Source organism: Bacteroides sp. BFG-637 (genome assembly GCF_024793605.1).
GTDB classification, from domain to species: Bacteria; Bacteroidota; Bacteroidia; order Bacteroidales; family Bacteroidaceae; genus Bacteroides; species Bacteroides vicugnae.
Map to the genome: position 1 here is coordinate 1,321,069 of NZ_JANUPD010000002.1, position 12,109 is coordinate 1,333,177.

A 12,109-nucleotide genomic window follows, 5' to 3' on the forward strand; every position below is an offset into this window, starting at 1 on the left:
CACGAATAACTTCATGCCAGGAAATTCATTTTGCATACAATATACCAACTGTACAGGATGTCCCAAAGCTGTTGAGAATATCCTTATATACAGAAACTTACCCAAAGGGGAACATATCCCCAAGGATAAGTGTACGCAGAATTGTATGCTTTTCATGATAAAGGGTGAGTTACTTATCAATAGTGAGGAGTATCCCGGAAATACACTGCGTGAAAGACAGTTTATCCTGCAAGCTATTGGTTCCAAGGTCGAAATACTAGCATTGACAGATGTTGAATACGTTGTCTACTGGTTCAACGAGCTGCCTCTGCTCTGCGAAGACCGGTACAAGGAAATGATGGAACACACAGAGGTCCCGGTGACCTACACTCCACTGATTATGAGTGAAAGGTTATACCACCTTGTCACCAGCATGCCCGAATTCCTCAACGAAGAAACTCCTTGCGGCAAGTATATCGACTTAAAATGTAAGGAACTTGTCTTCTTGATCACCAATTTCTATCCTCTGCCCCAGCTAAGTTCATTCTTCTATCCCATCAGCACTTATACGGAAAGTTTCCACTATTTCGTCATGCAGAATTACAGTAATGTAAAGAATGTGGAAGAATTTGCACATCTGGGAGGATACACGACCACTACCTTCCGCCGCCTTTTCAAAAACTTGTATGGCATGCCCGTATATGAATGGATACTGGAAAAGAAACGGGAAGGAATACTGGAAGACCTGCAACACACCAAAATGCGAATCACTGAAATCTGCAACAAATACGGATTCGACTCCCTGTCTCACTTCGCCCACTTCTGCAAAGACTCTTTCGGCGATACCCCACGCGCTTTACGCAAGAAAGCAGCCAGTGGTGAGAAAATCGGAAAGATACAATAAATAGTCCCATAATACTAATATGCCAATCAGTTGCGCCATGCATGCATACTGGCTGGCATATTGACACATTAGCACATTGATTCATTATTAAAGAATTATTTCTTTAATTCCTTGCTCAATCAATCTATTTCCCCTATTTTTGCAGTCCGTAAGAGGTGTAAAACGTCGAATTTTTAGTTCTAACAATTAAATAATTTAAATTCAATCATTTATGTGGTTAAGTAATTCATCTGTAGGAAGGAAAGTGGTGATGAGCGTTACCGGTATCGCCCTTGTCCTGTTTCTAACATTTCACATGGCGATGAACTTGGTTGCGATCATCTCGGCTGATGGTTACAACATGATTTGTGAGTTCCTGGGAGCAAACTGGTATGCATTAGTGGCTACCGCAGGACTGGCTGCTCTTTTCGTAATTCACATTATCTACGCATTCTGGCTGACAATGCAGAATCGCAAAGCGCGTGGTAGCGAACGCTATGCAGTGACAGACAAACCGAAAACTGTAGAATGGGCATCTCAAAACATGTTGGTGCTGGGTCTTATCGTTATCGTAGGTCTTGGTTTGCACCTCTTCAACTTCTGGGCAAAAATGCAGTTGCCGGAACTGATGCACAACATGGGCATGCATGCTGACACACTGACACTGGCTTATGCTGCTAACGGTGCTTATCACATCCAGCAGACTTTCTCTTGCCCGGTTTACGTAGTTCTTTACCTCGTTTGGCTGTTTGCTTTGTGGTTCCACCTGACTCACGGTTTCTGGAGTTCAATGCAATCACTGGGATGGAACAACAAAGTATGGATCAATCGTTGGAAATGTATTTCTAACATCTATTCTACGATTGTTGTACTCGGTTTCGCACTGGTAGTAGTGGTATTCTTTGTGAAAACACTGATTTGTGGCGGTGCTTGCTAAATAGTAAATTGTAAATGATTAAATTGTAAATAATATTATGATCAAGATAGATTCAAAAATTCCAGAAGGCCCGGTGGCTGAGAAATGGACCAACTATAAAGCTCACCAGAAATTGGTGAACCCCGCTAATAAACGCCGTTTGGACATCATCGTTGTGGGTACGGGTCTGGCAGGTGCTTCTGCCGCTGCTTCACTCGGTGAAATGGGTTTCAGAGTATTCAATTTCTGTATTCAGGATTCTCCCCGTCGTGCGCACTCTATCGCTGCACAGGGTGGTATCAATGCTGCAAAGAATTATCAAAATGACGGTGACTCCGTTTACCGTTTGTTCTACGATACTGTAAAAGGTGGTGACTATCGTGCCCGTGAAGCTAACGTATATCGTCTGGCTGAAGTATCTAACGCTATCATCGACCAATGTGTGGCACAAGGTGTTCCTTTCGCTCGCGAATATGGTGGCACACTGGACAACCGCTCTTTCGGTGGTGCACAGGTATCCCGTACTTTCTATGCTAAAGGCCAGACCGGTCAGCAGTTGTTGCTGGGTGCTTACTCTGCATTGAGCCGTCAGGTAAACGTAGGTACTGTAAAACTGTACACTCGTTATGAAATGCAAGACGTGGTAATCGTTGACGGACGTGCCCGCGGTATCATCGCTAAAAACCTTGTAACAGGTGAACTGGAACGCTTTGCCGCTCACGCTGTAGTTATCGCTACCGGTGGTTATGGCAATGCTTACTTCCTGTCTACCAACGCTATGGGATGTAACTGTACAGCTGCTATCTCTTGCTACCGCAAGGGTGCTGTATTCGCTAACCCCGCTTACGTTCAGATTCACCCGACTTGTATCCCGGTACACGGTGACAAGCAGTCTAAACTGACTTTGATGTCTGAATCTCTCCGTAACGACGGTCGTATCTGGGTTCCGAAGAAGAAAGAAGATGCTGTGAAACTTCAGAAAGGCGAAATCAAAGGAAGTGATATTCCTGAAGAAGACCGCGACTATTACTTGGAACGCCGCTATCCGGCATTCGGTAACCTGGTTCCGCGTGACGTTGCCAGCCGTGCTGCCAAAGAACGTTGCGACGCAGGTTTCGGTGTAAACAACACCGGCTTAGCCGTATTCCTCGATTTCTCTGAAGCTATCAACCGTTTGGGTATCGACATCGTTCTCCAACGTTATGGTAACCTCTTCGATATGTATGAAGAAATCACTGACGTTAATCCGGGAGAACTGGCAAAAGAAATCAATGGCGTAAAATATTATAATCCGATGATGATTTATCCGGCTATCCACTATACAATGGGTGGTATCTGGGTAGACTACGAACTGCAAACCACTATCAAGGGTCTGTTCGCTATCGGTGAATGTAACTTCTCCGACCACGGTGCAAACCGCCTCGGTGCTTCTGCATTGATGCAAGGTTTGGCTGACGGTTACTTCGTATTGCCTTATACAATCCAGAATTATCTGGCAGATCAAATCACTGTTCCTCGTTTCTCTACTGATCTTCCTGAGTTTGCAGAAGCAGAAAAGGCAGTTCAAGCTAAGATCGACAAGTTCATGAGCATCCAGGGTAAAGAATCTGTTGATTCTATCCACAAGAAACTGGGTCATGTTATGTGGGAATATGTAGGTATGGGACGTACAGCAGAAGGCTTGAAGAAAGGTATTGCCGAACTGAAAGAAATCCGCAAGGAATTCGAAACGAATCTGTTTATCCCCGGTTCTAAAGAAGGCATGAACGTAGAGCTTGACAAAGCAATCCGTCTGTACGACTTCATCACAATGGGTGAGCTTGTTGCTTACGATGCATTGAACCGTAACGAAAGTTGTGGTGGTCACTTCCGTGAAGAATACCAGACTGAAGAAGGAGAAGCTAAACGTGATGACGAAAACTTCTTCTATGTAGCATGCTGGGAATATCAAGGTGACGATGAAAAAGCTCCGGTGTTGTACAAAGAACCGCTGGTATACGAAGCTATCAAGGTTCAAACCCGTAACTACAAGAGCTAATCGGTGAAGTTAAACATTTAAAAGAATTAGAAGAAAATGGATAAAAATATATCATTTACACTGAAGGTATGGCGCCAAGCTGGTCCGAAAGCTAAAGGTGCTTTTGAAACCTACCAAATGAAAGATATCCCCGGCGATACTTCCTTCCTCGAAATGCTGGATATTCTGAACGAACAGCTCATCAGCGAAAGAAAAGAACCGGTAGTATTCGACCACGACTGCCGCGAAGGTATCTGCGGTATGTGTTCTCTTTACATCAACGGACACCCGCACGGTCCTGCAACAGGTGCTACTACTTGTCAGATCTATATGCGTCGTTTCCAGGATGGTGATACGATTACTGTTGAACCTTGGCGTTCGGCCGGTTTCCCTGTAATCAAGGACTTGATGGTAGACCGTACTGCTTATGACAAGATTATGCAGGCTGGTGGTTACGTGAGCGTACGTACAGGTGCTCCGCAGGATGCTAACGCTATCCTGATTCCGAAGCCTATCGCTGACGAAGCTATGGATGCTGCTTCTTGTATCGGTTGTGGTGCTTGTGTAGCTGCATGTAAGAATGGTTCTGCTATGTTATTCGTTTCTGCAAAAGTTAGCCAGTTGAACTTGCTGCCGCAAGGTAAACCGGAAGCTTTGCGTCGTGCAAAAGCTATGTTGTCAAAGATGGACGAACTGGGATTCGGTAACTGTACCAACACTCGTGCTTGTGAGGCTGAATGTCCGAAGAACATCTCTATCAGCAACATCGCCCGCTTGAACCGTGACTTCATCATCGCAAAATTAAAAGACTAGAAATTGCTAGATTTCAAGATAGCGAGAGCTTAATTTGATTAATGACAGAATCCCCTGCCGGCTAGTCCGACAGGGGATTTCTTTATGTATGAATAGATCACGATTATTATTAATAATCAATCATCATGAACGGTTTTGTCCACGCAAATTACGTGGAGAAGCACCGAAAGATTTCTTACAGAAATTAGAAAAATGCGGCAAGGACTCAAAACCATATTTATAGCATATCTCGGAAATACTATAAGCAGAATTACTCAAATCATCGAGAATGCCCTCTTTACGGCGTGCCAGCATCCATTCATAAACTGGTTCATGAAAGACATTGTTGAAAATACGACGAAATGTGCTAAGGGTATATCCACCTAATTGAGCCAGCTCTTCTACTGTCTTTACTTTCTTATAATTTTTAATAACAAAGTAGTGGAAACTGTTTATGTACTTAGAGAGCGGATGCACCAGACTCGAGAGGTCATAATCAGAATAATAATACCCCAACACAAATGCCAGTTCTTTCCGCTTGAGAGACAACAAATCCCGGCAGACTTTATTTCCTTTTAAATAAGTGATGGAACCTTTCAAAAAATATTGTAGTTCAGGAACTATCTTTATTGGGGAATAGATAAGTGGAGGTGATACATCTTTCATTATATGATTGAAACGAGAATCACAAAATAATTCCGGTTGAATAAAACGATAATAAATGCACTCACATTCAAGCATGGCAAGCATCTCAAATGTAGAATCAATAGCTTGAAGTATAAATTCACCTTCTTTGAGCATGGTACCTGCATATTCCTTACTATTAATCAGCATTTCTCCCTTCATCAGAAAAAGGATAAAATTTTCCTCACACCTTTGAGCTGGTTTATGAAAACCACGCTGATAAATCACATGAGTAATAGCATTGCTCACTGCTTTCGGACATATCTGACAATCCCAAGTTCCTTGACAAATAGATGGCATAAGCTGGCTGTGTTTGTTTTTGTTTATGCTGCCAGCAAAAATAGATGAAAGATTTCATATTGCCATAAAAAATGGGAAGAAAAGTGAAAAAAGTCCTTCTAACAAAAAGTAATATTGTTAGAAGGACTTTTTTAGAATTGAATAGAAAAAATGACTTTAATAGCAATTACTACTTAGCCGGAGTTGGTATTTCATCAGGCTGAGGATTTTCAGGAATCCATTCTCCAGATGTTGGTTGTCCAAACGTCACAGGAGTAGTATCGCTTGTTAATTTAAGAATATAACGAATACTATGCCCCATGGTCCAAGTACCTGTAAGAGTTACGTCCTTGTCACCAGAAAATCCCTTCTGTTCACCATTAACTGCTGAATAACTTATTGTCAACTTAACAGCTGATGCGTCTTGTGGCATAAGCATAAATAAGGCTTTGCCAGTTTCTTCTAAATTTGTTTGTATCTCTTTGTCAGCTTCTTTCGGAATTACTGTAAAAGAACCTGTATATTCATATTTCAAATCAGGACTTGTAGCAGTCGCTGCACCTTGCCAAGCACCTACTGTAGACGTACCATCAAATTTGAATGTGGCTTTATCCATCATCCCTGTTAATACAATCTTTGTAACAGTATACGTAAATCCTGGAGTATCACCTTTAATGGAAAAATTAACCTGGGTCAATAAATGTTGAAAAGGAAGTATTAGTTCACCCGATGTTCTATCCTTATTTATCAGATTAGCCGCTACTAAGTCTTCTTGAGTAGCCACATCTTTCACAGCATACTCAAAAGTCGGATACCCCTCAGCAGTTATATTCAAAGTTTGAGCAGGAGAGGTTCCAAAAAATTGAACTTTCCCTGAATAGGGCCAATAAAAAGTACCTGTATATCCCCAGCCATCTGGATCTTTCTTATCAACTTTTAGATTGTCTATAAATCCACCAACAAGTTTCGTAGTTGAAGTCATATCTTTCTCCGTTTTATAACCCGATACTGTAAATGTTTTTATATTATCAGTAGTCAGAATATCTGCTCTTGTAGAATTACGAACAATAGTACCAAAACTAATCTCCGCATTTTGTCCTGCATTATCAAACTCTTCACTCTGTGAGCAACTCGTAATTGCCAAAGCAGCTGTTACTGCCAATAAAATCTTCTTCATAACTGTACTTTTTAAGTTTATAATATTGTTATTATTTTGTTTATTGCATCTATTTCAAATCACAGGTAACTCAACATTGTCCTCCGGTCCCCATCCTCCAACGTCTCCGCCAATACCACCACCTGATGGTGTCTCCGGTTTATCTACCTCAATCTTATCATCAGGTGGTAACTCAATCTCCGGTGGAGGTTCCTGTTTTCCATCATCTCCTGTTCCAGTATCTTCAAGTGTCTCTATTATTTCAGTAACATCAATTGCTGCTTCTTGCACCGTATTATCCGTTTTGATAAATCTCAAGATCAACTTTATATCGCCTACACCACGGAAAGTTGCGCTCCTTGATTCTGATATTCGTGTCGGGACTGACATTTCCTTTGCCTGCTTGAAAGCTGTGAAATACGCCACTACCTTATTACCATCTTTCTTTACCTCAAAATAGATAGGTTGTGAGGAAGATGCTCCATAACCTTTGCCAATGTGGTAACAATCAGATAGTCCGTTAATACCCCCTACGATTGTTGTTACGTACTCCAAACCTTTGACCTCTACCGCAAAAGAATACTTCTTCACTACCGATTCCAGTTTCCAATCCAAAGAAAGTACCTCTTCACTCTTATCTATTTTCAGTTCATCAATATTCAGCACATACAATGAATCCGGTGACCAAACCATCTTTTCCGTTCCTGCAATCCCTAAGCCATTGCAGTTTCCTGTATAAGCTTCTATCGTTTCATAGGACTCTTCTCCTCGGATACGTATGGACTCCGTATTATAGTTGTAAGCTACAACCGAATATCGTCCCGGAGGAACTTTCATTTCTCCACCTCGTACCGAAAGGTACCTATCTACCTTTTTACCTTCACCATCCTTTGGATAAAATATAACCCGAATACCTTCTGGTAATTTATCTGTTACTCCATCCCAGTTTAATGATATTTCTACCCCACTTACAGGATAATCATCCAATATATCGCGACGGCTACACCCGTTTAGCACCAGTAGCGAGGACAGAAGCACAAGAAGTATGAATCTTGCATTTCGCATAACGCCCTCCTATCTCTTTGTTGTTATCAACCATACCAAAGAAACTTTTGCTTTGGTAGGACCAATAAAGCTATAACGCCCACTATTTGTCCATATAATATCCCCCTCATAAGGAGTATATTTCTTATATTCTGTTGTCAAATATCCTATGCCAAGACTGAATTCAAGGGAAAAGTGCTGTGCTAATTGCTTTGCATATCCATAAGTCACTCCAGCAGCTCCATAATACTTACCCTGATATCCATCTCCACGTAACTGGAAATCGTATATTCCACCTTCAGCATAAAGTCCAATAAAATGTCCGGTCAATCGGTTGCGTTTCTGCCGGTTTCCCAGCCAACAACGTCCTTCCATCCCTCCAGAAAGGAGCTGATAACAGAAATCGTGTTTACTATTCAGCCACCACGGACATTTATATTCAGTATTCAAAGACCACCTCTTACCTATCGGAATTTCTACTTCTATATTCGGCGCCAATGCCAAATCATATAATAGATTGTTCTTTACCGCAAGCACTGTTTTGCTTTTCACCGGCTCTTCTGCCTCCGACACATCGACCTCACAGGTCTGTTTTTCTTCACTTTCTCCCACAGGCTTATCAGGTTGATTCTTCGGAAGCGCCTCTTCCTGATTCGAAACAAACAACCCGGAGACAGAAGATACCGGTTCAAAAGCCTCTCTATCTATTATCGTGGTTTCCCCGACAATCATTATAACAGACCGCCTCAATTCCGGAAATATATTGCGAACCATATATCGGTAGGCGGCTCCCCGATTTAGCTTTCGCAACAGTTGCTTTCTTTTGGTGATATCATCCTTATGATAGTCGATCAACATCAGCACTTCTTCCCGGTCGGGTAAGTTGGTGTCAGATGCCACCAACTTACGAAACTCCAACCAATCCTCTCCCTTTGAACAGAAATGAATCTTATCAACATTATTAACTAATTCATATCGCCTCAAGAATTCCTTTATCGAGTTATTTCTCTTAGTAACCAAACTTTTATTATAAGACTCGTCACCATCAGGAGAAACAAAACTCACTACATTTAACGCTGTTATATATTTCGTATCCGAATTTCCGGATAACAAGGAATCCAATGCAATAATTGCCTGATTATTACCCTTATAACAAGGATACACATTCGTCTTATTCGCATCGAAATATATCACCACCCGGCGGATTGTATCATTTACAACAGTAAAAAATGGTACCGCAGCATACCCACTTTCTGAAAGGCTTAATAAAACCATAAGAATAGCCAATATATAGATACCATGTTTCATTGTCGTTCGTTTCTGTTGACAAATATAGAAGTTAGAAAACAAATCAAACCATACTTTCAGGAGAAAAGACAAGCTCTGAAAGGTTCTGTGAAACGATTGAAACGATTTTGCAAGTTTGAGGAGTATAGAAGGCAGAAAATCATATAAAAAGAATGCACAGATTACCGATTAAGAATCGATTCTCTGTGCATTCACTAATTAAAAGCTTGCTTTCATACAAAGCCCAATCCAATTATGCAGCCGGGTCCGGTGCTTCCCCTTTGCCATCATCGCCCGAATCAGGGTTACCCCCATTATTCCCCCCATTACTACTTCCGTCCGTATAATCCGTTTCAATTTCCGCACGGCGGGTAATACTCATATCCTCCAGCATATTTTTGAAGATTTTCCCCGGATAGAATAAGATCTTTCTCTGAACGATCGACTTGGATGAGACCTCCTTCTCGTCATCCGTACTTTTGGCACGGATAGTAGGAGTGAAGATACCAAACTCACCCATCTGTACGCTCTTTCCATCATCAATATCCTCCGCCATCTTATCTACCAGGCCACTGACAACCAAATCTACCACCTTACGATGGACACCACAAAGCTCACTCACTTTCCGACACATCTTTGCAAAATTCACCTTACCGGAACGAACCGATTTTGCCACATACTTTTCGTTTTTGTCCTTGTCAAAACCGAACACTCTTTTTGTTACTACGTACTCTAAACCCATAATTGTTAAAGTTTAATTGGTTAAAAAAATAAAGGTTATCTGTTTGCCATTCTCTTTGTTTGAATGACTCTGCAAAGGTATATCAACCGTGAAATGCCCAGTCCCCTTTTGTCTCCTTTATGTCTCCTTTCATCGTTTGGAATCAATTATTATCGGAAGAGAATATTGTTAGTTATCAATAGGATATATCAAAGAATTATTTTTTTCATAAAATGCGTATTTTCCATATTCAACACTCGAATTTACCAATGGATAGCCATCGAAATTCTAACAGATAAAAATCCTCCTATAACTTTTACACTGAATGCCTACAAACAAGTCAGGCTGCAACCTCATCACAGATTGCAGCCTGACTTATTTATAAAGTGACCTATAGTCTAACTCACATGAAAATCTTACGCAAAGATATCGCTCCGCAGAATATAACCGATAACGTCTCCCTTACGTACGGTAGCACCTTGCTGTGCACATATTTCCACCACCCGTCCGGTGAATCCGGTCAGAATCTTTTCATATTCTCCCCATGGAGTAGAAAGGTAACAAAAGACTTCGTCATGCTGATATTTACGTCCGATGAATGGCGCAATGGACGGTCCTTCCACGGAAACTTCCCAAAGCACCTGCCCGTTGTCGGGAGCAATAACCGGATCTGCCTTGGCACGTTTCAACTTCTTGATATCTTCCTCGGAATAACCACTCTTTGCCATGGATGCATCCTTAGCATGTTGTAATTCATCCTCAAAACGTTTCTTGGCAACACCCGACTTATAATCGCGATACTGACGATCGTGCATAGCCAGTTCAAAAAGTTCTTCGTCATCCTCTCCATACTCCCAGCCATTCTCATCCATTTCCTTGCGATAATCATCCAGAGCATCCGGATAATTCAACTGCGGATCAGTATCAACAAACTCATATCCTTTCGATTTAGCCAATTCTATAATCTCCGGAGCAAGCGTGCCCGGCAGACGTCCGCTCTTACCCAAAATCATATCCCAAGTATGATTATCTATCATCGTCCAGCGCTCTTCTCCTTTTACCAACTGCATAAGATTCATCAATGCAACATTCTTCACATACTGACTGAAAGGAGTCACCAAAGGAGGATAACCCAACTTAGGCCACACATATTCCACTTCGTCGAAAAGCATTACCAGCAGATCGTCAAGACTAAGTTCAGGTTCGTTCTTACTCCGCAATATCATATTGATACCGGAATGTACCCCTTTCAAATCTGCCATCATAGACCCCATCATGCCACCCGGCAAACCACATTTCAACAAAAGTGAAGACATATATTTATTGGTAGGATCCATGAAGTAACCCAGAAAATCGTCTATGAATTCCTGCGTCATCGCGCGGGCTTTCATATATGCTTTCATATTGATATCGGGAACTTGGAATCCTAAATCTTTCAACATTGCCTGTACCGAGATCACGTCCGGATGCACTTTGCCCCAAGACATGGGCTCCATAGCCACATCTATGATATCCGCACCATTTTCGCAAACCTCGAGGATAGATGCCATAGACAATCCCGGTCCGCTATGACCATGATATTGTATCAATACATCCGGATGTTTTTCCTTGATAGTCCTGACCAGTTGCCCCAACATACCGGGGCGACCGATACCTGCCATGTCTTTCAAACATATTTCAGGTGCACCGGCCTCAATCAGCTGATCGGCAATCCGGGCATAATACTCAACGGTATGTACCGGAGAATATGTGATGCAAAGAGTTGCCTGCGGAATCATGCCTGCTTCCAAAGCATATTTAATGGAGGGAATTATGTTTCTCGTCTCATTCAGTCCACAGAAGATACGGGTGATATCCACCCCTTGTGCATGCTTGACTTTATACATCAATTTACGCACATCCGCCGGAACGGGATACATACGCAATGCATTCAATCCACGATCGAGCATATGCGTTTGAATGCCCGCTTCTCTAAAAGGTGCGGTAAAAGCACGGACGGCTTTATTAGGATTTTCGCCGTACAATAGATTCACTTGCTCAAAAGCACCTCCATTCGTTTCAACTCTTGTAAAACAGCCCATTTCAACAATCAATGGAGCTATACGTACAAGCTGGTCAACCCGAGGCTGATACTTACCGGAAGATTGCCACATATCCCGATAAACAAGACTGAATTTGATTTCCTTTTTCATCATAGCCAATAATAAGTGATTTTTTCTTTGGTTAACTTCACATATACAAATATAAAGGTTTGTTTTGACATATAGTCAAAAACAGGCTTTAAAAAACGGGTAAAAATAGATGTTTTACATCATAATGAAAGCAAAACACTACCACACACATCTTAACAG

At 41.7% G+C, this 12,109-nt stretch carries 10 protein-coding genes; 4 read left to right on the top strand and 6 right to left on the bottom strand.

Features of this window, described 5'->3' with window-relative positions; genetic code table 11:
• Window positions 1-13 precede the first annotated feature (13 nt).
• The 4 genes from NXX38_RS05670 (at window position 14) to NXX38_RS05685 (ending at window position 4,608) form a co-directional block, all read left to right on the top strand.
• Entirely contained in the window at window positions 14-883 is an 870-nt protein-coding gene (locus tag NXX38_RS05670) for an AraC family transcriptional regulator (protein WP_258978767.1), read from the top strand.
• A 211-nt stretch (window positions 884-1,094) separates the two neighbouring features.
• The gene (locus NXX38_RS05675; RefSeq protein ID WP_148366856.1) at window positions 1,095-1,799 is read left to right on the top strand and encodes a succinate dehydrogenase/fumarate reductase cytochrome b subunit; all 705 of its coding nucleotides are present in this window, start codon (window positions 1,095-1,097) and stop codon (window positions 1,797-1,799) included.
• Between the two features lie 37 nt (window positions 1,800-1,836).
• Window positions 1,837-3,816, top strand: a complete 1,980-nt coding sequence (locus tag NXX38_RS05680) for a fumarate reductase/succinate dehydrogenase flavoprotein subunit (protein WP_004324018.1) — start codon at window positions 1,837-1,839, stop codon at window positions 3,814-3,816.
• Window positions 3,817-3,852: 36 nt separating this feature from the next.
• Entirely contained in the window at window positions 3,853-4,608 is a 756-nt protein-coding gene (locus NXX38_RS05685; protein WP_004324019.1) for a succinate dehydrogenase/fumarate reductase iron-sulfur subunit, read from the top strand.
• A gap of 123 nt (window positions 4,609-4,731) precedes the next feature.
• On the opposite strand, the gene NXX38_RS05690 is transcribed toward NXX38_RS05685, so the two are convergent.
• The 6 genes from NXX38_RS05690 to NXX38_RS05715 form a co-directional block, all read right to left on the bottom strand.
• Window positions 4,732-5,571 carry a helix-turn-helix domain-containing protein gene (locus NXX38_RS05690; protein WP_148366857.1) on the bottom strand — a complete coding sequence of 280 codons (840 nt, stop codon included), beginning with the start codon at window positions 5,569-5,571 and terminating at the stop codon, window positions 4,732-4,734.
• Window positions 5,572-5,740: 169 nt separating this feature from the next.
• A complete protein-coding gene (locus NXX38_RS05695) occupies window positions 5,741-6,727 on the bottom strand; it encodes a fimbrillin family protein (RefSeq protein WP_258978769.1) in 987 nt (328 codons plus the stop codon).
• Window positions 6,728-6,781: 54 nt separating this feature from the next.
• Window positions 6,782-7,771 carry a DUF5119 domain-containing protein gene (locus NXX38_RS05700; protein WP_258978771.1) on the bottom strand — a complete coding sequence of 330 codons (990 nt, stop codon included), beginning with the start codon at window positions 7,769-7,771 and terminating at the stop codon, window positions 6,782-6,784.
• Between the two features lie 9 nt (window positions 7,772-7,780).
• Window positions 7,781-9,058, bottom strand: coding sequence for a DUF3575 domain-containing protein (locus NXX38_RS05705; RefSeq protein ID WP_258978772.1), 1,278 nt, complete (start codon window positions 9,056-9,058; stop codon window positions 7,781-7,783).
• A gap of 232 nt (window positions 9,059-9,290) precedes the next feature.
• Entirely contained in the window at window positions 9,291-9,779 is a 489-nt protein-coding gene (locus tag NXX38_RS05710) for an HU family DNA-binding protein (protein ID WP_148366861.1), read from the bottom strand.
• A gap of 395 nt (window positions 9,780-10,174) precedes the next feature.
• Window positions 10,175-11,950 carry an oxaloacetate decarboxylase gene (locus NXX38_RS05715; protein ID WP_032848608.1) on the bottom strand — a complete coding sequence of 592 codons (1,776 nt, stop codon included), beginning with the start codon at window positions 11,948-11,950 and terminating at the stop codon, window positions 10,175-10,177.
• Between the last annotated feature and the right edge of the window lie 159 nt (window positions 11,951-12,109).